This is a genomic window from Mesorhizobium sp. M0701 (assembly GCF_040320365.1).
In the GTDB taxonomy this organism is placed as follows: domain Bacteria; phylum Pseudomonadota; class Alphaproteobacteria; order Rhizobiales; family Rhizobiaceae; genus Mesorhizobium.
In genome coordinates, this window is sequence record NZ_JAMYPO010000009.1 from 90,556 (window position 1) to 112,040 (window position 21,485).

General features: G+C 63.9%; 25 protein-coding genes and 1 tRNA gene. 16 read left to right on the forward strand and 10 right to left on the reverse strand.

All coding sequences use genetic code 11. From position 1 onward, the window contains the following. Nucleotides 1–391: 391 nt before the first annotated feature. A tRNA-Arg gene (locus NKI24_RS11645) sits at nt 392–468 on the reverse strand. Between the two features lie 47 nt (nt 469–515). Next, nucleotides 516–1,208 carry a winged helix-turn-helix transcriptional regulator gene (locus tag NKI24_RS11650; protein ID WP_352451189.1) on the reverse strand — a complete coding sequence of 231 codons (693 nt, stop codon included), beginning with the start codon at nt 1,206–1,208 and terminating at the stop codon, nt 516–518. A 172-nt stretch (nt 1,209–1,380) separates the two neighbouring features. On the opposite strand from NKI24_RS11650, the gene NKI24_RS11655 reads away from it, so the two are divergent. From NKI24_RS11655 to NKI24_RS11670, 4 genes are all read left to right on the forward strand, one after another. Further along, nucleotides 1,381–1,707: a DUF1330 domain-containing protein gene (locus tag NKI24_RS11655; protein WP_023677873.1), complete on the forward strand. Its 327-nt coding sequence runs from the start codon at nt 1,381–1,383 to the stop codon at nt 1,705–1,707. A gap of 115 nt (nt 1,708–1,822) precedes the next feature. After that, nucleotides 1,823–2,353 (forward strand): hypothetical protein, encoded by a 531-nt coding sequence (locus NKI24_RS11660; RefSeq protein WP_352745337.1) that lies wholly within the window; start codon nt 1,823–1,825, stop codon nt 2,351–2,353. Between the two features lie 135 nt (nt 2,354–2,488). Then, nucleotides 2,489–2,779, forward strand: coding sequence for a hypothetical protein (locus NKI24_RS11665; protein ID WP_352471460.1), 291 nt, complete (start codon nt 2,489–2,491; stop codon nt 2,777–2,779). A 41-nt stretch (nt 2,780–2,820) separates the two neighbouring features. Further along, nucleotides 2,821–2,964 carry a glycine zipper domain-containing protein gene (locus NKI24_RS11670; protein WP_198023575.1) on the forward strand — a complete coding sequence of 48 codons (144 nt, stop codon included), beginning with the start codon at nt 2,821–2,823 and terminating at the stop codon, nt 2,962–2,964. Between the two features lie 72 nt (nt 2,965–3,036). On the opposite strand, the gene NKI24_RS11675 is transcribed toward NKI24_RS11670, so the two are convergent. Next, nucleotides 3,037–4,200: a M20 aminoacylase family protein gene (locus tag NKI24_RS11675; RefSeq protein WP_352451192.1), complete on the reverse strand. Its 1,164-nt coding sequence runs from the start codon at nt 4,198–4,200 to the stop codon at nt 3,037–3,039. A gap of 269 nt (nt 4,201–4,469) precedes the next feature. Here NKI24_RS11675 and NKI24_RS11680 point away from each other — a divergent pair, with 269 nt between their 5' ends. Beyond that, complete coding sequence (locus tag NKI24_RS11680) at nt 4,470–5,648, forward strand: D-alanyl-D-alanine carboxypeptidase family protein (RefSeq protein WP_352451217.1); 1,179 nt, start codon at nt 4,470–4,472, stop codon at nt 5,646–5,648. A 4-nt stretch (nt 5,649–5,652) separates the two neighbouring features. Continuing rightward, entirely contained in the window at nt 5,653–6,780 is a 1,128-nt protein-coding gene (locus NKI24_RS11685) for a CobW family GTP-binding protein (RefSeq protein WP_352745341.1), read from the forward strand. Nucleotides 6,781–6,974: 194 nt separating this feature from the next. On the opposite strand, the gene NKI24_RS11690 is transcribed toward NKI24_RS11685, so the two are convergent. The 5 genes from NKI24_RS11690 to NKI24_RS11710 form a co-directional block, all read right to left on the reverse strand. Further along, complete coding sequence (locus NKI24_RS11690; protein WP_352745344.1) at nt 6,975–7,250, reverse strand: sulfurtransferase TusA family protein; 276 nt, start codon at nt 7,248–7,250, stop codon at nt 6,975–6,977. A 5-nt stretch (nt 7,251–7,255) separates the two neighbouring features. Then, entirely contained in the window at nt 7,256–8,581 is a 1,326-nt protein-coding gene (locus NKI24_RS11695; RefSeq protein ID WP_352745504.1) for a L,D-transpeptidase family protein, read from the reverse strand. A 212-nt stretch (nt 8,582–8,793) separates the two neighbouring features. Next, entirely contained in the window at nt 8,794–9,744 is a 951-nt protein-coding gene (locus NKI24_RS11700; protein WP_352451195.1) for an acetyl-CoA carboxylase carboxyltransferase subunit alpha, read from the reverse strand. A gap of 99 nt (nt 9,745–9,843) precedes the next feature. Continuing rightward, nucleotides 9,844–10,761 (reverse strand): site-specific tyrosine recombinase XerD, encoded by a 918-nt coding sequence (locus NKI24_RS11705; protein ID WP_352703682.1) that lies wholly within the window; start codon nt 10,759–10,761, stop codon nt 9,844–9,846. After that, nucleotides 10,758–10,907 (reverse strand): hypothetical protein, encoded by a 150-nt coding sequence (locus tag NKI24_RS11710; protein ID WP_023677884.1) that lies wholly within the window; start codon nt 10,905–10,907, stop codon nt 10,758–10,760. Before NKI24_RS11710 ends, NKI24_RS11705 begins: the two co-directional genes overlap by 4 nt. Nucleotides 10,908–11,065: 158 nt before the next feature. Between NKI24_RS11710 and NKI24_RS11715 the strand changes: the two genes are divergently transcribed. Genes NKI24_RS11715 through NKI24_RS11730 form a run of 4 tightly spaced genes read left to right on the forward strand, consistent with a single transcriptional unit; the run spans nt 11,066 to nt 14,547 of the window. Then, nucleotides 11,066–11,668, forward strand: a complete 603-nt coding sequence (locus NKI24_RS11715; RefSeq protein ID WP_352451197.1) for a shikimate kinase — start codon at nt 11,066–11,068, stop codon at nt 11,666–11,668. Then, nucleotides 11,665–12,807 (forward strand): 3-dehydroquinate synthase, encoded by a 1,143-nt coding sequence (aroB, locus tag NKI24_RS11720; protein ID WP_352745348.1) that lies wholly within the window; start codon nt 11,665–11,667, stop codon nt 12,805–12,807. The genes NKI24_RS11715 and aroB overlap by 4 nt, the downstream gene beginning before the upstream one ends. Further along, nucleotides 12,804–13,700: an HlyC/CorC family transporter gene (locus tag NKI24_RS11725; RefSeq protein ID WP_352745351.1), complete on the forward strand. Its 897-nt coding sequence runs from the start codon at nt 12,804–12,806 to the stop codon at nt 13,698–13,700. The genes aroB and NKI24_RS11725 overlap by 4 nt, the downstream gene beginning before the upstream one ends. A gap of 40 nt (nt 13,701–13,740) precedes the next feature. Then, complete coding sequence (locus NKI24_RS11730) at nt 13,741–14,547, forward strand: alpha/beta hydrolase (RefSeq protein WP_352745354.1); 807 nt, start codon at nt 13,741–13,743, stop codon at nt 14,545–14,547. A gap of 2 nt (nt 14,548–14,549) precedes the next feature. On the opposite strand, the gene NKI24_RS11735 is transcribed toward NKI24_RS11730, so the two are convergent. Next, nucleotides 14,550–14,852, reverse strand: coding sequence for a BolA family protein (locus NKI24_RS11735; protein WP_352745357.1), 303 nt, complete (start codon nt 14,850–14,852; stop codon nt 14,550–14,552). 133 nt (nt 14,853–14,985) lie between these two features. On the opposite strand from NKI24_RS11735, the gene NKI24_RS11740 reads away from it, so the two are divergent. The 6 genes from NKI24_RS11740 (at nt 14,986) to NKI24_RS11765 (ending at nt 20,696) form a co-directional block, all read left to right on the forward strand. Next, nucleotides 14,986–15,615, forward strand: coding sequence for a J domain-containing protein (locus tag NKI24_RS11740; RefSeq protein ID WP_036238769.1), 630 nt, complete (start codon nt 14,986–14,988; stop codon nt 15,613–15,615). Nucleotides 15,616–15,738: 123 nt separating this feature from the next. Beyond that, a complete protein-coding gene (cobS, locus tag NKI24_RS11745) occupies nt 15,739–16,725 on the forward strand; it encodes a cobaltochelatase subunit CobS (protein WP_352451201.1) in 987 nt (328 codons plus the stop codon). Between the two features lie 11 nt (nt 16,726–16,736). Next, complete coding sequence (gene cobT, locus NKI24_RS11750; RefSeq protein ID WP_352743737.1) at nt 16,737–18,635, forward strand: cobaltochelatase subunit CobT; 1,899 nt, start codon at nt 16,737–16,739, stop codon at nt 18,633–18,635. After that, a complete protein-coding gene (locus NKI24_RS11755) occupies nt 18,632–19,657 on the forward strand; it encodes an esterase-like activity of phytase family protein (RefSeq protein WP_352745362.1) in 1,026 nt (341 codons plus the stop codon). Before cobT ends, NKI24_RS11755 begins: the two co-directional genes overlap by 4 nt. A gap of 188 nt (nt 19,658–19,845) precedes the next feature. Further along, the gene (locus tag NKI24_RS11760) at nt 19,846–20,214 is read left to right on the forward strand and encodes an ArsR/SmtB family transcription factor (protein ID WP_352451219.1); all 369 of its coding nucleotides are present in this window, start codon (nt 19,846–19,848) and stop codon (nt 20,212–20,214) included. Next, nucleotides 20,211–20,696, forward strand: coding sequence for an SRPBCC family protein (locus NKI24_RS11765; RefSeq protein ID WP_352451204.1), 486 nt, complete (start codon nt 20,211–20,213; stop codon nt 20,694–20,696). Before NKI24_RS11760 ends, NKI24_RS11765 begins: the two co-directional genes overlap by 4 nt. A 57-nt stretch (nt 20,697–20,753) precedes the next feature. Here NKI24_RS11765 and NKI24_RS11770 read toward each other — a convergent pair whose 3' ends face one another. Next, nucleotides 20,754–21,428, reverse strand: a complete 675-nt coding sequence (locus NKI24_RS11770; protein ID WP_352745366.1) for a spermidine synthase family protein — start codon at nt 21,426–21,428, stop codon at nt 20,754–20,756. Nucleotides 21,429–21,485: the final 57 nt, after the last annotated feature.

Here is a 21,485-nt window from a genome sequence, read left to right on the forward strand (position 1 = left end):
GGCCGACAGCCGATCGGGGGTTCCAGCGGCCGCCGGGCCTACCGGCTGCCAGTGGCGCTGCCGGGTAAAGTCAATTGTAGGCCATTTCATGCGTCATTACTAATACAATAAAATGATAGCGTTCCGTTCCTCTAGCCGCCAGACCGGGCGCGTCCATTCCCCCTATGATGCGGAGACGTCGACGCTGAAAAACGGGCAAGTTGATTGGGAACAACGACTACCTACTTCGATTTAGGCATCGTAGCGCCGCGCTTCGCAGCGGTTTTGGGCCGCTTCGCCCTTGGAATATGTGTGCCCAAAGTCTGAAGGTCTGCGAAATTCGCCGTACTTATTTTCGCAAAAATCCTGCAAAAAAAGTACGGCGATTTCGCGCTAAGTACTTGAAAAAACATGGTGATCCCGACAGGAATCGAACCTGTGACCTACAGATTAGGAATCTGCCGCTCTATCCTACTGAGCTACGGGACCATCGCGCCCGACACATAACCGCTTCGGATCGTTTCGCCAAGAGGCAGCTAGGCCGCTCGTTTGGGTTCGACCGCGAACGGGCTCAGGCCCAGCCAGGTCTGCATTTTACGGGCGATATCCTGGTCTCCCGTCAAGATGACTTTCGCCCCTGCCTTCTCGACGGTGATCAGCCCCATCCAGATTTCGGTCATGGTGTGCAGGTCGGTCGAGACGTAGAGATCGACATCGAAGCCCGGGTCGTACCAGCAGAGGTCGACCTCGCCGTGCTTCTCGACGATCAGCCACCACGACCGTTTGGAGGCGGGGAGCTCCTGATACAGAAATTGTATCACCGTGCGCCCGTCGGGCAGCGGCGACGCGTTGAGATTGCGCCGCATGTCCCACATCAGCAGCGACGGATCGAGGTTCTTCAGCGACAGCCGCGACTCGACCCATTTCTGCCCCCAAAAGCCCATCGCCTCGACGACGGACCGCAAATCCCTGCCTGCCTCGGTCATCCGGTATTCGAAGATGCCTTTCTCGCCGCGCACCTCCTTGCGCTCGACGATCCCGGCCAGTTCGAGCTCCTTGAGCCTTTGCGACAGAAGGGTCGGCGACATTTTGGGGACGCCGCGGCGCAGATCGTTGAAACGGGTCGAGCCCGCCACCAATTCGCGAAGCAGAACCATGGTCCAGCGGGTGCACAGCACCTCGGCAGCCATCGATAATGGGCAGAACTGTTTGTATCCGGATTGGGTCATGATGTTGCCTTCCCCTCAAACTCAGCCGGGATCATAGGCCTTCTCCGGCGGCACGGCGAGTACAGAAACTGTACCACACCAGTACAGATCGCGGACTGGCTGGCGCGACCCTTGCCATGCGAGCCTTGGCCGCTGCACGGGATACCCCTGTGCACGACCAGGAGACATGACCATGACCGCTTACGTTATCGCAGACATCAAGGTGAGGGACCCGAAGTGGATGCCGGCCTATGCCGCGTCGGTCCACGACCTCGTTCACAAGCACGGCGGCAGATATCTGTCGCGCAGCGGCAATGTGAAGACGCTCGAAGGCAAGCCGCTCGACACCACGCTGATTGCCTTGATGGCGTTCCCGACCGAGGCCGCGGCGCGCGCCTTCACCGACGATCCTGCCTACGCACCCTTCGTTTCGGCCCGTCAGGGCGGCAGCGACAGCCGTTTCCAGCTGATCGACAATTCCGATCTGGCCGGAACCATCCCCTATCTGCCGAAGGGATGATCGGCATTCGTCGCATCGGGACAGGGATCTCCCAGCAACAACAGCCACAGCGCCCACCTGCCGGACCTCCTTACTTCCGGCGGCCGGCCGGGCTGTGCTTTTCAAGAAGAATGGAATGACTATGACAATCAACTTTCGCAATAGACTTCTCGCTGCCGCGGCGCTGCTGTCGGCCTGCACCGCGCTGGCGCAGGCGCATCAGGCAGCGCCCGCGCCCGGTCCCAATCCGCTGGCCGACAAGGTACGCGCGGCCAACAGCCGCTTCGAGAATGTGGCGGCGGCAACCGCCGAGGGCTATGCGCCGATTCCCTGCGCCAGCGGCATCACCGGCGGCGCCATGGGCATCCATTACGTCAATCCCGGCTACCTCAAGGACGACGCTCTCGATGTCGCCAAGCCGGAAGCGGTAATGTACGAGCCGATGGCCGACGGCACGCTAAAACTGATCGCGGTCGAATACATCACCTCGAAAGGCCCGGCCTCGCTCGATGGGCATCTGTTCAACTTCAACAGCGCGCCCAATCGCTATGGCCTCGGTCCGTTCTATGAGCTGCATGTCTGGGCCTGGAAGGGCAACCCGACCGGCGCGTTCGCGGATATGAACCCGAACGTGTCGTGCGAACCGACGACTGCTGTCAGCCAGTAAGCAGCCGAGCCAGGCGGCGCCGACGCCGCCTGGCCGCGCTGAATTGCGGGGCAGCCGGCAACGGGCGCAAAGACGGCTCAGATAGCGGAACTTTCGGGACGCCGGGGCGCTTTAGTGTCCCGAAGGAGACACCGCATGAGCGCCACCAAAGAGTTCTTTCAAACGTGGCTGCAGGAGAATGTCGGCAATCTGCCGGCCGAGAGCGAGGTGAGCGTCGCCGTCCTGGCGCAGCAATTCGAGCAGGACGCCGACGCTGCCGGCTATGGCCACGAGGTTCGCGAAGACGAGCTCGGCAACATCCAGGAGGCGATCGAGGCAGCCCTGAAAAAGGCGAGAACAGGCGAAGAGCCGCAGGCTGCCGACGACAATGAGCTGGCGCCGGTCATGGAGGCGCTGGAGGTCGAGGATCCGAAGAGCGGACCGTAGCGGTTGCGGCTCTTCCCTTCCACGCTACATGACCGGGCATAATGGATGCCAAACACCTCACACTCGGCGTCGTGATCGGCGTGGCTATCGGCGTCGTGTTGGACAACATTGTTGCGGGCATTGGTATAGGTATTGCTCTGGGCATTGCCTTCGGCCTTGCCCGGAAGTCGTCCGGCCGGAAGTGACCAGCAGGACATGTCCTGCCCGATTTTGCCGCCCAGAGGTGCGGCGGTCGCCGCACCGCCGATGCCGAATGGCTACGCCGCCAGTGCCGTTTCCGCCAGCTTCACCCAATAGCTCATGCCGTGCGGGATGACCTCGTCGTTGAAGTCGTAGGCTGGGTTGTGCAGGCCGGCGGTATCGCCATTGCCGATGAAGATGAAGGCGCCCGGCCGCGCTTCAAGCATGTAGGAGAAATCCTCGCCACCCATCACCGGCTGGATCGCGCGGTGCACATGGCTGTCGCCGGCGACGTCGGCCGCGATGTCGCTGGCAAAGACCGTCTCTTCCGGATGGTTGAAGGTGACCGGGTAATTGGCATTGTAATCAACCTCGATTGTCGCGCCGAAGGCAGCGCCCAGGCCTTGGCAAAGTGCGCGGATGCGCTCTTCGGCCTTCTTGGCAACCTCCTTCTTCAGCGTGCGTACGGTGCCGGCGATCTCGGCCGTCTCGGGAATGACGTTATAGGCGTCGCCGGCGTGGAATTTCGTCACCGAGACGACCACCGCCTCGACCGGATCGGTGCTGCGCGAGGCGATCGTCTGCAATGCGCCGACGAGTTGGCTGGTGATGACGATCGGATCGATGGTGCCGTGCGGCATCGCCGCGTGGCCGCCCCGGCCCTTGACGGTGATGGTGAATTCGGCAGTCGCCGCCATGATCGGACCCGGCCTGATGGCGAACTGGCCGACCGGCAGGCCCGGCATGTTATGCATGCCGAACACCTTGGAGATGCCGAAGCGCTCCATCATGCCGTCCTTGACCATCTCGTTGCCGCCGCCGCCGCCCTCTTCGGCCGGCTGGAAGATGACCGCGACGGAACCGGCGAAATTGCGTGTTTCGGCGAGGTATTTGGCGGCACCCAACAGCATCGCGGTGTGGCCGTCATGGCCGCAGGCGTGCATCTTGCCGGGGACGGTCGAGGCATAGGATTTGCCGGTGATCTCGTTGAGCGGCAGCGCGTCCATGTCGGCGCGCAGGCCGATGGTCGAGCCTTCGCCGTGGCGGCCGCGGATGATGCCGACGACGCCGGTCTTGCCCAAACCCGTCACGATATCGTCGCAGCCGAAAGCCTTCAGCTTCTCGGTGACGAAAGCGGCGGTCTTGAAGACGTCGAAATTCAGCTCCGGCGTCTGGTGCAAATGGCGGCGCCAGCCGGCCACCTCGTCCTGCATTTCGGCGGCTCGGTTCAGGATCGGCATGATGGTTCCATTTCGCTGTTGGAGCAGGCGGTCTTGGCCTGCTGCTTTGCAATTGTGCCTGCTGCCTTGCAACCATGCACGCTGCTTTGCATTGTGCTGCTGCTTCCACATTGTGATCGGCAGCACTTTGCCATGTTGACGTCACATGAGTAAATAGCACCGCGACTGTGGTCCGGGAACAGAGGGCCGGACCATTATCCTGGCGATCGTGTAACGAAATCTTACGGAGCCAGGTGGGACTGCGGCAAGAGGCTATTTCGGTTTTCATGATGCGCTACAGGCATTTCCTCAAACTGTTGGTGGCGGGCACGGTGGTGCTTGCGTCGCTGGCCGGGCCTGCCTTGGCCAATCCGACAATCCTGTTCGACCTGAACAGCGGCAAGATCCTGCAGCACCAGGAGGCGTTCAGGCGCTGGTACCCGGCTTCGCTGACCAAGCTGATGACCGCCTATGTGGCGTTTCGTGCGATTGCCGCGGGCGAGGTCCAGCTCGATTCGCCGATCAAGGTAACGAAACATTCTGCCGGCGAGCCGCCGAGCAAGATGGGCTTCAAGCCGGGCTCGGTGATGCGGTTGGATAATGCGCTGAAGATGATGCTGGTCAAATCGGCCAACGATATCGCCATGGCGGTCGGCGAGAATATCGGCGGTTCGCAAGCGGCTTTCGCCGAACGCATGAACGCCGAAGCGCAGAGGCTCGGCATGAGCGGGTCCCATTTCGTCAATCCGAACGGGCTCTATTCGCCGGACCAGTATACGACAGCGCGCGATCTCGCTTTGCTGGTGATGGCGATTCGCAAGGAATTTCCGCAATATGCCCCCTGGTTCTCGATCGAAGGCCTTGCCGTCGGCAAGAAGGCGATCTCCAACTACAACCTGCTGATCGGCCGCTATCAGGGTGCCGACGGCATGAAGACGGGTTTCGTCTGCTCGTCCGGTTTCAACATGATCGGCTCGGCGACCCGCAACGGCCGCACCCTGGTCGCCGTGGTGCTCGGCGAACGATCGGCAGTCACCCGCGCCGAGGCGGCGGCAAAATTGCTCGACCAGGGTTTTGCAACCCCGGCGCCGAGCTGGCTGACGGTCGCGGCGCTGCCCGCCTATGGCGACACCATGTCGGCCAACGACATGAACGACGAAATCTGCAAGAAGAAACCGGTCGAGGAGCAGTCGGAAGCCGCCCCCGCGGTCGGCGACAAGGGCAAGGACGTGCCGAAATCGCCCTATCAGGAAAAGCTCGACCATGTACCGACGCTGATCGCCGTAGGCCTCGGCGGCGCCACGGGGCCGAAGCCGAAGGCGATGCTCGACGCCTCCGGGCAGGAATATGCCGACGTGCCGCTGCCGACATGGCGGCCGGACCGGGCGCCGCCGGCCGGCGCCGAGCCAGTTGTGGCCGGATCCGCCACCGCCGCGCAGGTCCAGCAGCCGGCCAAGGCGCTGAACTAGCCGCATGGCCGGCTTCCCGATCCCCGTTTCGGTGCTCACCGGCTTTCTCGGTGCCGGCAAGACGACGCTGCTCAACCGGCTGCTCCGGGATCCGGCGCTCGCCGACACCGCCGTCATCATCAACGAGTTCGGCGAGGTGGCGATCGACCATCTCCTGGTCGAGCAGGCCTCCGACGGCATCATCCAGCTCTCCGACGGCTGTCTCTGCTGCACGGTGCGGGGCGGGCTGGTCGACACGCTGGCCGACCTCGTCGACCGCCTGCAGACCGGCCGCATCGACCGGCTTGCTCGCGTCATCGTCGAGACCACCGGGCTCGCCGATCCCGCCCCCGTACTGCAGTCGATCATGGCACACCCGGCCCTGGTCCAGGCCTTCCGGCTCGACGGCGTCATCACCCTGGTCGATGCCGTCAACGGCAATGCGACGCTCGATGCCCATGTCGAGGCGGTGAAGCAGGTGGCCGTCGCCGATCGCATCGTGCTCAGCAAGGCCGACCTGACCACGGATGCAGGCGATGTCGAGGCGTTGCGGGCGCGGCTCAGGCAGCTCAACCCGGGCGCCGTGGTGCTTGACGCGGGCGAGGCAAGCACCGCGACCCTGTTCGATAGCGGCCTCTACAATCCGGCCACCAAATCCGTCGATGTGCAGCGTTGGCTCGGCGAAGAAGCCGGCCACGACCATGACCACGACGGGCATGACCACGGCGGGCATGATCACGACGGGCATGACCATGCCGACCATGATCACCATGACCACAGGCACGATTCCCGCGTGCGTTCGTATTCGCTGGTTCATGACGGGCCGGTGCCGTTTTCGGCAATCGAGATGTTCCTCGATCTGTTGCGCTCGGCGCATGGCGAGCGCCTTTTGCGGATGAAAGGCGTCATCGAGCTTGCCGAAGACCCGTCGCGGCCGCTGGTTATCCATGGCGTGCAGAAGATCCTGCATCCGCCGGTGCAACTGCCGGCCTGGCCGGACAGCCAGCGCGGCACCAGACTGGTGCTGATCACGCTCGACATGCCCGAAGACTATGTCCGGCGGCTGTTCGCCGCCTTCACCAACCGGCCGTCGATCGACACGCCGGATCGCGCAGCACTGGAAAGCAACCCGCTGGCTATTGCCGGATCGTGATCTCCCCCCTTGAGGGGGAGATGTCGCCGAAGGCGGCAGAGGGGGTCGCCTCGGCTGGCGCGACCCCCTGTGGGACGAAAGAAAAGGTTGGCGCTTCACGCGCGGCAACCCCCTCTGGCCTGCCGGCCATCTCCCCCTCAAGGGGGGAGATTATCCCGCTCAGCCGCTTTCGCCAGAACGAGCTAAGTCGAGACTCAGCCGATCCCGCGCTCGACCAGGAAGCGGTGGCCGCCTGACATCGCCGTTGTCTCGATCAGCCGATGGCCGCTCTCGGCGCAGAAGGCGGGAATGTCGATGACGGCGAGCGGGTCGGTGGTTTCGAGCCACAGCCGGCTGCCCGGCTGCATTGCGGCCAGGCGCTTTTTTGCCTTGAGCACCGGCAACGGGCAGTTCAGGCCTTTGAGGTCGTAGACGGCGGCGGGGCTGGTTGAGGGCCTGTGTTCCTGTCCCCCATCGTCTTGCTCAAGCATGAAGTTCAGCCGCCAAACATGCCGAGCAGCTTCTTCTTCAACCTTGTCGCCGTGCTTTCGGCGTCCGCAGCCTGCGTTTCGACTGCCGGGGCGGCGTCCGATGGCGCTACGGTGGCGGTGGCGACAGGCACCTCGGCGGCGGTCTTGGCAGCTTCCTTTTCGGCGAGCGCCTGGGCTTTGGCAGCTTCCTTCTCGGCCAAGGCCTGTGCCTTGGCTGCCGCTTTCGCGGCCTTCGGCGCTTCTATCGCGGCAAGCCGCTGTTCCTCGGCCTTCTGCTTGGCGGCCTTTTCGGCGTCGAGCGCCGCCATCTTGCGGCCCGCCGGCGAATCGATGCGGCCCATGCGCGCCGTTTCGGCCACGGTGCCGTCCGGGTTGAGCGAGGGCGGCTCGATCGGAACGCGTTCGCCGCGCGCACGCCGTTTCGACCAGTCGGAAACGATGCTGGCTTCCTTGATCCCGGCGATGGTCGGCTTGGGTGCCGGCACGCTGGCCTTGACGGCGCCGTTGAAGGCCGCCTCATAGGTGCTTTGATAGGCGTTGATGGCGCTCTTCAGCGAATCGGGCTGGGTGGTCGCAGGGCAAGCGCCGATCGGATTGAAGGTCGAGCCGTCGGCCGCAACCTGGTTGAAGACGTAGCGCTTCTCGCAGACGTCGACTTTCGGCGGCACCTTGGTAACCTCGAAATTGTCGTAGCCGACCTTCAGCATCTTCCAGAATTCGTAGTTCGGATCGTTGCGATAGCGCGCCATGTTGGCTGCGGTCATGCGGAACGGAAAAGCCTGGATCTGGAACTCGGTCTGGCCGCCCTGGAAGGCGTCGCGGCCGAAAGCGTAGATCTGCTCGATCTGCGCGTCGGTCATCGAATAGCAGCCAGACGACGAGCAGGCGCCATGGACCATCAGGTTGGAACCAGTGCGGCCATTGGCGCGGTCATAGGCGTTCGGGTAGCCGATATTGAAGGACAGGTGGTAATTCGACCGCGGGTTCATCTGTGCCGGGCGGACCGTGTAAAAGCCTTCCGGCGCCTGGCGGTCGCCTTCGGTGAATTTTGGCCCGAGCTTGCCCGACCATTTGCAAATGTCGTAGCTGGCGACCAGGTCGTAGCGGCCGTTGGTCTTGGCCTTCCAGATTTCGAGCTTGCCTTCTTCCTTGAAGATGCGGGCCATCACCGAAGAGGTGCGGACCATGCCCTTGGCCTTCATCTCGGCCAGGATCTTGTCCGGCAGCGGCTTGTTGGCTTGCGGCGCAAAATCCTTCATCGAAGCATCATTGCAGCCGGCGACGCCGATCGCAGCGATCAGAACTCCGGTGCGGGCAAGCTTGGCAAACATGGATATGGCTATCGTCTTCATCTCTGCGCCGCGGATGCCGCGGCTGCTAAACTGACCACTGACGGACCCTAAGCCCGTTAACCTTGAAAATTCCTTACTGCAATCATGCTGGCGCGTCCCCTTACGGCAAGCCCACTGAGCCGAATGCGGCGGCATTTTTGTGGCGAAACTGGTTCACGCCGCCACATTTCGGGCCGCGTGCCTGCCGGATGTTATAGATTGCGGCCCATCGCCAGGTATTTCTCGCGGCGATGCTCGCGGAAGTCGGTGTTGGCGCCGGAGAATTCCTTCATCGTCCTGGCGATGAGGTCGCCGGTGGCGGCAATCACCGTTTCGGGGGCGCGATGGGCACCGCCGAGCGGCTCGGCGACGATGGCGTCGATGATCTTCAGCTCCAACAGATCCTGCGCCGTGATCTTCATGTTGGTCGCAGCGTCCTTGGACCGCGTGGTGTCGCGCCACAGGATCGAGGCGGCGCCTTCCGGCGAGATCACCGAATAGATGGCGTGTTCGAGCATGTAGACGCGGTTGGCGGTGGCGATCGCTATGGCGCCGCCCGAGCCGCCTTCGCCGATCACCACCGAGATCGACGGCACCTTCAGGCCAAGGCAGGCCGAGGTCGAGCGGGCGATGGCTTCCGCCTGGCCGCGCTCTTCGGCGTTGACGCCGGGATAGGCGCCGGCCGTGTCGACCAGCGTCAGCAGCGGGATTTGGAAGCGGTCGGCGAGTTCCATCAACCGCACCGCCTTGCGGTAGCCCTCCGGCCGCACCGAGCCGAAATTATGCTTCAGCCGGCTTGTCGTATCCGAACCCTTCTCCTGGCCGATGATTGCCACCGGCTCGCCACGGAAGCGGGCGAAGCCGCCGACGATCGCCTGGTCCTCGCCGAAATTGCGGTCGCCGGCGAGCGGCGTGAAATCGGTAAGCAGACCCTTGATGTAGTCGATGCAATGCGGCCTGTCCGGATGGCGCGCCACCTGCACCTTCTGCCATGGCGTCAGCGCCTTGTAGGCGTCGCGCAGCGCATCGCGCGAGCGCTTTTCGAGACGGGCGATCTCATCGCCGACATCGACCGCCTCGCCGTTCTCGGCAAGCTTCTTCAGCTCAAGGATCTTGCCTTCGAGATCCTGCACAGGCTTTTCGAAATCGAGGTAATTGTACATTCTTGGGCGGACCGGCAAGTCGGAAGGCAATGACTGACGCAAGCCTGAAAATGCAGGCTGGGCGCGGTGGAACGTCGTTCTCACATAGCGACATGACGCCTAGTCGGCAAGCGGATGATGATCGTTGACCAGACGCACCAGCCGCTCCTCCAGCACATGCGTGTATATCTGCGTCGTTGAAATATCGGCATGGCCGAGCAGCTGCTGCACGGCCCTGAGATCGGCGCCGTTCTGCAGGAGATGGCTGGCGAAAGCATGGCGCAGCACATGCGGCGATATCTTCGCCGTGGCAATGCCGGCCCGCGCGGCAAGCCCTTTCAGCTCGCGGGCAAAGACCTGTCTCGAGAGATAGCCGCTGTCGGAGGCAGCCGGAAACAGGAACGGGCTGTCGGCAAGAGCCGGCACCGCCCCCCGTGCAGCAAGCCATGTCCGCATCGCGGTGCGCGCCTTGGCCGACAGCGGCACCATGCGTTCCTTGTTGCCCTTGCCGCGGACCATGAAGAAGCGGTCGTCGCGTTGTGCCACCGTCACGGGAAGGCCGACCAGCTCCGAAACGCGCAAGCCGGTGGCGTAGAGCACCTCGACCAGCGCGTGCAGGCGCAGCGCCGCCAGCCTGTCGCCGTCATGCATGGAGGGGTCCACCGCCTCCTGCGCCGCGCGGTCGAGCAGCCGGCCGGTATCGGCCTCGCTCATCGTCTTAGGCAGCGGCCGGCCTTTCCTCGGACTGTCCAGCGTGCCGGTCGGATCGTCACCCCGCAGGCCTTCGGCGTAGAGGAACTTGAAGAACTGCCGGATCGCCGACAATTTGCGCGCCTGCGAGGTGGCGGCAAAGCCGCGCGCGGCGATGTCGTCGAGATAGGCACGGATGTCGGCGCTGGTGGCAGCGGCAAGCCCACCGCCGATCCCGGCGGAAGCGTCTTCGAGGTCGCGGCGATAGGAGGAAAGCGTGTTTTCGGCGGCGCCGCGCTCGGCGCTCATCATCTCCAGGAAAGCTTCGATGCGGGCGGCGCTGTTCATTTTTTGGGATTGAGCTTTTCCGGAGGGATACGCACGCTCATTTCCGCCTTTCTCGGCTCGACGAACATGACCAGGGCGAACATCGCGCCATAGACAATGCCGGCCAGAATCGCGAGCGTCACGACAAAGCGAAACAGTGTTGGCATTAATTTTCGCCCGTCGTCTTATTCTGCATTTCCAACCCTGTGCCCTTATGAGACGCCAATCCGGCCAATTCAAGGGTGAAGCCCATAGTCCCGGTTGCGCCGCGCTTGACGCAAACAGGCTTTTGATGTCGATACGCCGCCAAAGAGGCCCTAGAAGCATGAACGCGCTACCAGCAAATCCTCCGGGCGAGAGCCATGCCGCGCTGCTCGGCCGGCTGGGCGGCCGTTCCATCGTCTTTGTCGGGCTGATGGGCGCCGGCAAGACGGCGATCGGCCGTAAGGTGGCGGCGATGCTGGCACTGCCCTTCATCGACAGCGACCAGGAGATCGAAACTGTTTCGCGCATGAGCGTTCCGGACCTGTTCGAGCGCTATGGCGAGGCGGAGTTCCGAGCACTGGAGCAGCGCGTCATCCTGCGTGTGCTGGAGCACGGGCCGCAGGTGCTGTCGACCGGCGGCGGCGCCTTCATGAACGCGCAGACGCGCGAGGCGATCGCCAGCCATGGCGTTTCGGTTTGGCTGAAAGCCGAGATCGACCTGTTGATGGAGCGCGTTTCCAAGAAACAGAACCGGCCGCTGCTGAAAAGCGCCGATCCGCGCGCCGTGCTGGAACGGCTGATGGCGGAACGCTACCCGGTTTATGCCGCGGCCGATGTCATCGTGCCGACCCGCGACGACCGCAAGGAGATCATTGCCGCCGAAGTGGTGGACGCGCTGCGCGGCCATCTCGGCGTTGCCGATATTGACGAGGTGCGGTCGTGAGCGCTGATGCAACGGTCTCTGTCGAAGTCGGGCTTGGCGAGCGTGCCTACGATATTTTGATCGGTCCCGGCCTGCTGTCACGCGCCGGCGCCGAGATTTCGCGCTGTCTGCCGGGGACGCGGGCGGCGGTCGTCACCGACGAAAACGTTGCGGCCGCGCATCTCGCGACGCTTGCGGCCGGCCTGGCAAGCGGTGGCATCCAACATGCCGTCATCACGTTGCCGCCAGGCGAAAAGACCAAGAGCTTTGCGCATCTCGAAGAGGTGGTCGACGGCGTGCTGGCCGCCAAGCTGGAGCGCGGCGACGTCGTCATCGCGCTCGGCGGCGGCGTCGTCGGCGACCTCGCCGGCTTTGCCGCCGGCATCGCGCGGCGCGGCATGAACTTCGTACAGGTTCCGACCTCGCTGCTGGCGCAGGTCGATTCCTCCGTCGGCGGCAAGACCGGCATCAACAGCAAGCGCGGCAAGAACCTGGTCGGGGTATTCCACCAGCCGAGGCTGGTGCTGGCCGACACCGAAGTGCTCGACACGCTGCCGATCCGCGAGTTTCGCGCCGGCTATGCCGAACTGGCCAAATACGGGCTGATCGACCGGCCCGAGTTTTTCGCCTGGCTGGAAGAAAACTGGCGTCAAGTGTTTGTCGGCGGGCCGGAGCGGGCTGCGGCCATCGCCGAGGCCTGTCGTGCCAAGGCCGACGTCGTTGCCCGCGACGAGTTCGAGACCGGCGACCGCGCGTTGCTCAATCTCGGCCACACCTTCGGTCATGCGCTGGAGGCGGCGACCGGCTATGACGGCGCAAGGCTCGTGCATGGCGAGGGCGTCGCCATCGGCATGGCGCTGGCGCACCGCTTTTCGTCAAGGCTCAATTTGGCGAGCCCCGACGACGCGGCGCGTGTCGAGGCGCATCTTCGCGCCGTCGGTCTGCCCTGGCGCATGGCCGACATTCCAGGCGAACTGCCCGACGCCGAGACGCTGTTCTCCTTCATCACCCAGGACAAGAAGGTGTCGCGCGGCGAGCTGACCTTCATCCTGACGCGCGGCATCGGCCAGGCCTTTATCGCCCGGGATGTGCCGGCCTCGGAAGTGCTGGCGTTCCTCCGGGAGAACCATCCGGGTCGGCAGGAAAGCCGCCCGGGATGAGCCAGGCCGGCTGGATCGCGGCTGCCGTGCTCGCCGGCCTCGGCCTGCTGGGCTTCGTCTTGCGCCGGCGCCTGCTCGCCGCCTTCGGCTACGAGCTGCAACGCATCGAGCCGCAGCGCTCGGCGCGCGAGGAACTGCGCGGCGCCGTCGACGATTTCCGTCGCGACGGCCAGGCGGTGCGCGAGGACCGCGCCCGCATCGGCGGCCTGTTCGACCTCGAGGAGCTCGAAGTGTCGGACGTCATGGTCCACCGCACGAATATGCGCTCCGTCAACGCCGACGACCCGCCCGAAGCGGTGGTTCGCGAGATCCTGCAGAGCCCGCACACCCGCATGCCGTTGTGGAAGGGTTCGCTCGACAACATTGTCGGCGTGCTGCACGCGAAGGATCTGCTGCGCGCGCTGAACGAGGTCGGCAACGATTTTTCCAGGATCGACGTGATGAAGATCGCGTCGAAACCGTGGTTCGTGCCCGACACCACGACGCTTCAGGAGCAGCTCAATGCCTTCCTGCGCCGCAAGGCGCATTTCGCCATCGTCGTCGACGAATATGGCGAGGTCGAAGGGCTGGTGACGCTGGAAGACATCATCGAGGAGATCGTCGGCGAGATCGCCGACGAGCACGACATCGACATCCAGGGCGTCAAGCAGGAGGCCGACGGCTCCGTCGTCGTCGACGGCACGGTGCCGATCCGCGACCTTAACCGGGCGCTCGACTGGAACCTGCCGGACGAGGAAGCCACCACCATCGCCGGCCTTGTCATCCACGAGGCGCAGTCGATCCCGGACGAAAAGCAGGCCTTTACGTTTCACGGCAAGCGCTTCGTCGTCATGAAGCGCGACAAGAACCGTATCGCGCGGCTGAGGATCAAGCCGGCGATGCTTGGAGAATGACAGTGCGCACCTTGTGGCAGCCGTGGGCAGTCAGGAGTTGATGACGATCGATCGGCGAAGCCTGCTTCTGGCGTCGATGGCGGCGCTGCTGCCGGGACAGGCGGCGGCATTGCGGCTGCGTTCGCCGTCGCCCGAAACCTTCGATTATGGGCCGGCCAAGCTCGATATCTATTCCCGCGATGGCGCAAGCGGCCTGCCGGTCGTCTTCTTCGTCCATGGCGGCGCCTGGCGGGTCGGCAACCGCAACAATATCAACTCCAAGCCTGGTTTCCTGCTCGACAATGGCTTCGGCTTCGTCTCGATCGACTACCGGATGCTGCCTGAAGCCGACGTCGCCACCCAGGCGGCAGATGTCGAACTGGCCTATCGTTACGTCCGCGCCAACATCGCCAGCCATGGCGGCGATCCGGACCGGATCGTCGCCATGGGCCATTCGGCCGGCTGCCATCTCGTAGCATTGACCGGGCTGCGCGGCGGCCTGCCCGGCGTCGCGGCGCTGGTTCTCGACGACACCAGGGCCTACGATCTGGAGGCGCTGGCCAGAAGCGGCGGCATGGCAGGGGTCTATGCCCGCGCCTTTCCCGATCCGGCGCAGTGGCGCGCGCTGTCGCCTGTCACCTACGTCGAAGGCCGCAAGCACCCGCCGACCTTCATCGCCCATTCGCGGGCGAAAGCCCGCGCGGCGGACGCGCAGGCTTTCGCCGAGCGTCTGCGCGCCACCGGAACCAGGGTCACGCTGTTCGACGGCGGCGCCTATTCGCACATGTCGATCAATCGCGACTTCGGCACCGACGGCGATGCATTGACCGCCGCGGTGATGGCTTTCCTGAGGGCGAGCCTCGGCTGAAATTACCAGCGGGTCCTTTCGCCGGGCGCCGCCGGCTCGATCGCCAGGGCGTGGACGCCGGATTTCAACTCTTCGGCCAGGAGATCGTTGACTGCACGGTGACGCTCGACGCGGCTCATGCCGGCAAAGGCTGGCGCGACGATGCGGACGCGGAAATGCGTCTCGCCGGCGCCGTCGAAGGTGGCGTGATGGCCGGAATCCACATGATGATGCCCGGCATGGAGATGGCTTTCGTTGATGACGGCCAGCCGTTCCGGCGAAAACGCCTTTTTCAGCTTGTCTTCCATCGTTGCCTGTATGGACATCGCCGCTTCCCTTCACCACATCTATGTCATCGCACAAAATTCGCAATTCGCCGGTTTTATGCCGCGATTCAGCGGTTAGGGCGATCATCGCGAAAATGTCAATTCTTGTTTCGCATCCGCGAACAGCCCATAAATGGGTGAGATGAAGCCGTACCCAAAATATTTCGAAAAGATTCGCATCCGCCCGGAGAAGGACGCGGAGCTGAAGTCGCGTTCGCCGATCTGCCAGTGGGATGGCTGCAAGGAGGCCGGTACCCACCGTGCCCCGGTCGGACGGATGAAGGAAGGCGAGTATTTCCAGTTCTGCTTCGACCATGTGCGCGAGTACAACAAGGGCTTCAATTATTTCTCGGGCGTTCCCGATACCGAGATCGCCCGCTTCCAGAAGGAAGCCATGACCGGCCACCGGCCGACCTGGAAAATGGGCGTCAACGGCGCCTCGACACGCTCCTCGCCAGACTTCGCCCAGGCGCGCTCCGGCCGCGCCGGCTACTACAATCGCATGCGCGATCCGTTCGACCTGTTCAAAGGCCCGAAAGACCCGCGCGAAGCACGCGAGCGCAAGGCCAAGCCGCTTGAGGCCAAGGCACTGGAAACGCTTGGCCTTGATACAAAGGCAACTGGCAAGGATATCAAGGCGCGCTATAAGGAACTTGTGAAACGCCACCACCCGGATGCGAATGGCGGCGACAGAGGTTCGGAAGACCGGTTCCGCGATGTGCTCCAGGCGTATCGCGTGCTCAAGCAGGCAGGTTTGTGCTGAGCGACCATACGGTTCGTGTCGCTTTCCAACTTTCATAAGGTTGGAAAAGGCTCTAAGACCGCCCCCGAACAAAATCGATTGCCGGCGAAACGCGGCGTTTCGCTTGTGGAGACGTTGATAGAGATGAACAAGGTCGATCGCGACATCGCCAACCTGCCCGACACCACGGTGTCGGTGAAGGAGACATTCGGCTTCGACTCCAAGATGGTGGTGCCGGCCTATGCGGTGACGAGCGAGCATGTCCCCGACATCGATCCGGACTACCTGTTCGACAAGAACACGACCATGGCGATTCTCGCCGGCTTTGCCTACAATCGCCGCGTCATGGTGTCGGGCTATCACGGCACCGGCAAGTCGACGCATATCGAGCAGGTCGCCGCCCGCCTCAACTGGCCCTGCGTGCGTGTCAATCTCGATAGCCATGTCAGCCGTATCGACCTCGTCGGCAAGGACGCCATCGTGGTCAAGGACGGGCTGCAGATCACCGAATTCCGCGACGGCATCCTGCCCTGGGCCTATCAGCACAATGTCGCGCTGTGCTTCGACGAGTACGATGCCGGCCGCCCGGACGTGATGTTCGTCATCCAGCGCGTGCTGGAATCGTCGGGCCGGCTGACGCTGCTCGACCAGAGCCGGGTCATCCGCCCGCACCCGGCCTTCCGCCTGTTTTCGACCGCCAACACGGTTGGGCTGGGCGACACCACCGGCCTCTACCACGGCACCCAGCAGATCAACCAGGCGCAGATGGACCGCTGGTCAATCGTCACCACGCTGAATTACCTGCCGCACGACAATGAAGTGAACATCGTGCTGGCCAAGGCCAAGCACTACCGCGATGGCAAGGGCAAGGAGATCGTCAACAAGATGGTGCGCGTCGCCGACATGACGCGCTCGGCCTTCATCAACGGCGATTTGTCGACGGTCATGAGCCCGCGCACGGTTATCACCTGGGCCGAGAATGCCGAAATCTTCGGCAATATCGGCATGGCGTTCCGGCTGACCTTCCTCAACAAATGCGACGAGCTGGAACGCTCGCTGGTCGCCGAGTTCTATCAGCGCGCCTTCGGCGAAGATCTGCCGGAATCGGCTGCCAATGTGGTGCTGGGCTAAGCAGAGTCTCGATGGCGGGTCCGGGCGACAACACGCGAAACAAATCCAAGACCGGCGCTGAGAACGACAGCTTCAAGCGCGCCGTCACCGTCTGCATGCGCGCCATCGCCGGCGACAAGGATCTCGAGGTCGGCTTCGCCAAGGACCGGCCGGCGCTGGCCGGCAGCCGCGCCCGGCTGCCGGAATTGCCGAAGAAGGCATCGAAGGCGGACATCGCCATCACCCGCGGGCTCGGCGATTCCATGGCGCTGAAGCGCGCCTGCCACGATGCGCGCATCCACACCAGGCTGGCGCCGGAAGGCAAGCAGGCCCGCGCCATCTACGACGCGGTCGAGCAGGCCCGGGTGGAGGCGATCGGCAGCCGCGCCATGCAGGGCGTCGCCGACAATATCGGCTCGATGCTGGAGGACAAATACGCCAGGACCAACCTCGTCGACGTCAAGGACAAGGCCGACGCGCCGATCGAGGAAGCGCTGGCGCTGATGGTGCGCGAAAAGCTGACCGGCCGCACTGTGCCGAAAAGCGGCGAACGGCTGGTCGATCTCTGGCGGCCCTGGGTCGAGGAAAAAGCCAGCGCCGATCTCGACGGGCTGTCGGCAAAGCTCGATGACCAGCAGGCGTTCGCCCGCGTGGTGCGCGAGATGCTCGCCTCCATGGAAATGGCCGAGGAGCTCGGCGATGACCAGGAGACGGAAGACTCCGAGGACAACGACGAAAACCAACCGCAAGGCGAGGAGCAGAGCGAGGAGGGCGGCGAAGACGATTCCGGCTCCGAGCAGTCGCAGTCCGAGGATACCGAGGCATCGTCGGACGACGAGCAATCGGCCGAGACGGAAGCCTCCGACGCTACCGCCGAGGATCTCTCCGACGATGACGACGCCGATGCGGAGACGCCCGGCGAGGCGCGCCGCAACGACAACCCCTTCACCAATCTGCCGAAAGAGATCGACTACAAGGTCTTCACCACGGCCTTCGACGAGACCGTTGGTGCGGAGGAACTGTGCGAGGAGGAGGAACTCGACCGGCTGCGCGCCTTCCTCGACAAGCAGCTCGCCAACCTTTCCGGCGTCGTCGGGCGGCTGGCCAACCGGCTGCAGCGCCGCCTGATGGCGCAGCAGAACCGCTCCTGGGATTTCGACCTCGAAGAAGGCTATCTCGATCCGGCACGGCTGGTGCGCGTCGTCATCGACCCGATGCAGCCTCTGTCCTTCAAGCAGGAGCGCGATACCAAATTCCGCGACACGGTGGTGTCGCTGGTGCTCGATAATTCGGGTTCGATGCGCGGCCGGCCGATCACCGTCGCCGCGACCTGCGCCGACATCCTGGCGCGCACGCTGGAACGCTGCGGCGTCTCGGTCGAAATCCTCGGCTTCACCACCCGCGCCTGGAAGGGCGGACAGGCGCGCGAGAAATGGCTGAAGGAAGGCAAGCCGCCGAACCCCGGCCGGCTCAACGATCTGCGCCACATCATATACAAATCCGCCGACCATCCGTGGCGTCGGGCGCGCCGCAACCTCGGCCTGATGATGCGCGAGGGCCTGCTCAAGGAAAACATCGACGGCGAGGCGCTGCTGTGGGCGCACAACCGGCTGATCGCGCGGCCGGAGCAGCGCAAGATCCTGATGATGATCTCGGACGGCGCGCCGGTCGATGATTCGACGCTGTCGGTCAATCCGGGCAATTATCTCGAGCGGCATCTGCGCGCCATCATCGAGCTCATCGAGACGCGCTCGCCGGTCGAGCTTTTGGCCATCGGCATTGGCCACGACGTCACCCGCTACTATCGCCGCGCCGTCACCATCGTCGATGCCGAAGAACTGGCCGGCGCCATGACCGAGCAGCTGGCCTCGCTGTTCGCCGAGGAAACCGTGCGCGACACGCGGCGCGGCGGCATGCGGCGCGCCGGATGATTTTTTCCCGCGGCGGCTTTTGGCAGAAGCTTTTGGCCGCCATTGCGTTGTTCGGCATCACTTTGGCCCCGGCTGTCGCTGCCGGCCCGGCCTCGGTCGAGCCGGCCGAAATCTCGGCCCGGCCCATAACCCAGTTTCGCATCGGCAATGACGAAAAACAGTTCGGGCCGCTCGAATTCGTCGGCGGGCTCGAAATGACCTCGCCGACGCGCGATTTCGGCGCGCTGTCGGCGCTTCGGTTCCTCAAGCCAGGCAGCGATTTCATCGGCGTCGCCGACACCGGCTTCTGGTTCTTCGGCACCCTCGTTCACGATGCCGACAAGCGGCCTTCCGGCATCCAGAATTTTCGCATGCAGCAGATGGTCGATGCGGCCGGCCAGCCGATCGACGAGAAATGGGCGGTCGATGCCGAAGGCCTCGCGGTCAAGGACGGCATTGCCACGGTCGGTTTCGAGCGCGATCACCGCATCGCCGAGTTCAAGATCGATCCGGACGACATGAAGGCGCCGTTCAGGCAATTGGACTTCCTGATTCCGGCCTGGGAACTTCGGCGCAATCGCGGCTTTGAGACCGTCACCCGCGCCAATCTCAACGGGCAGCACGCGGGCGGACTGGTCGTGGTGTCGGAAAAGAGCCTCGACAAGACCGGCAACATCTTTGCCGCGATCATCGAAGGGCCGCGCAAGGGCGTCTTCACCGTCAAGCGCAATGGCGATTTTGACATCACCGACGGCGCCTTCCTGCCGGACGGCGACCTGTTGCTTCTGGAGCGCAGTTTTTCGATGGCCGGCGGCGTCAAGATGCGGCTGCGGCGCATCTATGGCGAAAGCGTCGAGAAGGGCGCCGTCGCCGACGGGCCGGTGCTGCTCGAAGCCGACATGGGCTACCAGATCGACAACATGGAAGCGCTCGACGTCTGGACCCGCGACGATGGCGCGCTGATCGTGGCGCTGATGTCCGACGACAACCACTCGATCCTGCAGCGCAATCTTTACCTGGAATTTGTGCTGCACGAGGATTGACGCGCGACCGGCCTGCTGGCTGACAGCATCGCTGGCGTTTCCGCGCCGTTTTGCAGCGCAGGCAATTTCCCTTGCAATTTCCCCTGGCAATGACCCGCGTCGCGGGTTTTCCAGCCGGCTCTCACCATCTGCAAAAATACTTTAGTCGTGACTTGACAATTTGTGTCATCGGCGAAATACTCAAGTCCATGCTTAAGTATTCCGAGATTGACAGCATCCTGCGGGCTCTTGCCGAGCCGACGCGCCGGGCAATCCTGGAAAGGCTGAGCCGCGGGCCGGCCACCGTCAGCCAGTTGGCGGAGCCGTTCGGCATGACCTTCGCCGCCGTGCTCCAGCACCTCCAGGTGCTTGAAGCGTGCGGGCTGATCCGCAGCGAAAAGATCGGGCGCGTGCGCACCTGCCGGATCGAGCCCGGCGGGCTAGCCCCGCTTGCCGACTGGATCGCCGCGCGCCGTACGCCGGCCGAACGCCAGCTCGACCGTCTCGGCCAGATCCTGGCGGAGACTGACCAATCGAAAGCAACACTCCACGAGCAGGAAAAGGACGACAAGAAATGAACCAGATTGCCCCGGTTAACGACGAGCACTCCGTCATCCATTCGACCTTCACGATCGAGCGGACCTATCCGCAATCGCCCGAGCGCGTCTTCTTCGCCTTTGCCGACAAGGCGACGGTGCGGCGCTGGCGCGTCGAAGGCGACGGCTTCACCATCGCCGAATTCACCTTCGATTTCCGTGTCGGCGGCGGCGAGGTTTCGCGGTTCAGCTACCAGGGCGGCCCGGAGATCAGGCTCGATGCGCAGTTCCAGGACATCGTCCCTGACCGGCGCATCGTATTTTCATACCGGATGGCGGTCGGGGCGCAGCCGCTGTCGGCGTCGCTCACCACGGTCGAGCTTGCACCTTCCGGCGAGGGCACCCGCCTGACCTATACCGAACAGGGTGCGTTCTTCGATGGCGTCGATTCAGCGCAAGGGCGCGAGGAGGGCACGCGCGGGCTGCTGCAGGCGCTTGCCGCCGAGCTTCAGAAGGCGAGGTAGAGGTTCGCCGGCGTACCGGGCGGCGTCCAACAAGGCCCGCCCGGATTGCGAGGTGGCCTATTGCCCCTTGCTCGCGAGCCAGACGATGTGACGGGCGCCGCGCTTGCCGTGAGCCCGCACCTTGACCTCCTCGACCGTGAAGCCGGCCTGCTTGAGCCTTCGGGTGAAACCTGCGTCAGGGCCCTGCGACCAGACCGCCAGCACACCGCCGGGCTTGAGAGCTGCTCTCGCGCTGATCAGGCCGGCTGCGCTGTAGAGCGCATCGTTGGCCTTGTAGACGATGCCCTCGGGGCCGTTGTCGACATCGAGCAGGATCGCGTCCCAGGCCGAAGCTTGCGATCGGATGAGCTGACCGACATCGGCCTCACGAATGCTGACGCGCGGGTCGTCAAGGCAGCCGCCGAACAGCTCGGCCATCGGGCCGCGCGCCCAAATCATGACCGCCGGGACCAGTTCGGCAACGGTGACCTGGGCGTCGTCGGCAAGCTCGGCCAGCGCCGCGCGCAAGGTAAAGCCCATGCCGAGGCCGCCGATCAGGATGTTTGGGGTCCGGCGGCCGGCAATCCTTTGGCAGGACAGTTTCGCCAGCGCCTCTTCGGAACCGCTGAGCCGGCTGTTCATCAGCTCGTTCGCGCCAAGCATGATCGAGAATTCGCCGCCGCGCCGCTTCAGGCGGAGTTCCTGTCCGCCGTCAGGCGTTTTTGCCGAGTCCAGTTGAAGCCAGGGGATCATGCTCGATAGTCTTTGAGCATGATCTTGTCCGAAAACCGGTTCCCACTTTTCGCTAAC

Coding starts and splice junctions, on each gene's coding strand:
- NKI24_RS11690 (WP_352745344.1), bottom strand. CDS start 7,250: ATGCTTGAGCAAGACGATGGGGGACAGGAACACAGGCCCTCAACCAGC.
- NKI24_RS11670 (WP_198023575.1), top strand. CDS start 2,821: ATGGATGCCAAACACCTCACACTCGGCGTCGTGATCGGCGTGGCTATC.
- NKI24_RS11765 (WP_352451204.1), top strand. CDS start 20,211: ATGAACCAGATTGCCCCGGTTAACGACGAGCACTCCGTCATCCATTCG.
- NKI24_RS11730 (WP_352745354.1), top strand. CDS start 13,741: ATGACGATCGATCGGCGAAGCCTGCTTCTGGCGTCGATGGCGGCGCTG.
- NKI24_RS11735 (WP_352745357.1), bottom strand. CDS start 14,852: ATGTCCATACAGGCAACGATGGAAGACAAGCTGAAAAAGGCGTTTTCG.
- NKI24_RS11685 (WP_352745341.1), top strand. CDS start 5,653: ATGGCCGGCTTCCCGATCCCCGTTTCGGTGCTCACCGGCTTTCTCGGT.
- NKI24_RS11665 (WP_352471460.1), top strand. CDS start 2,489: ATGAGCGCCACCAAAGAGTTCTTTCAAACGTGGCTGCAGGAGAATGTC.
- NKI24_RS11695 (WP_352745504.1), bottom strand. CDS start 8,581: ATGTTTGCCAAGCTTGCCCGCACCGGAGTTCTGATCGCTGCGATCGGC.
- cobT (WP_352743737.1), top strand. CDS start 16,737: ATGGCGGGTCCGGGCGACAACACGCGAAACAAATCCAAGACCGGCGCT.
- NKI24_RS11770 (WP_352745366.1), bottom strand. CDS start 21,428: ATGATCCCCTGGCTTCAACTGGACTCGGCAAAAACGCCTGACGGCGGA.
- NKI24_RS11700 (WP_352451195.1), bottom strand. CDS start 9,744: ATGTACAATTACCTCGATTTCGAAAAGCCTGTGCAGGATCTCGAAGGC.
- NKI24_RS11725 (WP_352745351.1), top strand. CDS start 12,804: ATGAGCCAGGCCGGCTGGATCGCGGCTGCCGTGCTCGCCGGCCTCGGC.
- NKI24_RS11655 (WP_023677873.1), top strand. CDS start 1,381: ATGACCGCTTACGTTATCGCAGACATCAAGGTGAGGGACCCGAAGTGG.
- NKI24_RS11705 (WP_352703682.1), bottom strand. CDS start 10,761: ATGAACAGCGCCGCCCGCATCGAAGCTTTCCTGGAGATGATGAGCGCC.
- NKI24_RS11710 (WP_023677884.1), bottom strand. CDS start 10,907: ATGCCAACACTGTTTCGCTTTGTCGTGACGCTCGCGATTCTGGCCGGC.
- NKI24_RS11740 (WP_036238769.1), top strand. CDS start 14,986: ATGGGTGAGATGAAGCCGTACCCAAAATATTTCGAAAAGATTCGCATC.
- NKI24_RS11650 (WP_352451189.1), bottom strand. CDS start 1,208: ATGACCCAATCCGGATACAAACAGTTCTGCCCATTATCGATGGCTGCC.
- NKI24_RS11660 (WP_352745337.1), top strand. CDS start 1,823: ATGACTATGACAATCAACTTTCGCAATAGACTTCTCGCTGCCGCGGCG.
- NKI24_RS11675 (WP_352451192.1), bottom strand. CDS start 4,200: ATGCCGATCCTGAACCGAGCCGCCGAAATGCAGGACGAGGTGGCCGGC.
- cobS (WP_352451201.1), top strand. CDS start 15,739: ATGAACAAGGTCGATCGCGACATCGCCAACCTGCCCGACACCACGGTG.
- NKI24_RS11760 (WP_352451219.1), top strand. CDS start 19,846: ATGCTTAAGTATTCCGAGATTGACAGCATCCTGCGGGCTCTTGCCGAG.
- NKI24_RS11715 (WP_352451197.1), top strand. CDS start 11,066: ATGAACGCGCTACCAGCAAATCCTCCGGGCGAGAGCCATGCCGCGCTG.
- NKI24_RS11680 (WP_352451217.1), top strand. CDS start 4,470: ATGCGCTACAGGCATTTCCTCAAACTGTTGGTGGCGGGCACGGTGGTG.
- NKI24_RS11755 (WP_352745362.1), top strand. CDS start 18,632: ATGATTTTTTCCCGCGGCGGCTTTTGGCAGAAGCTTTTGGCCGCCATT.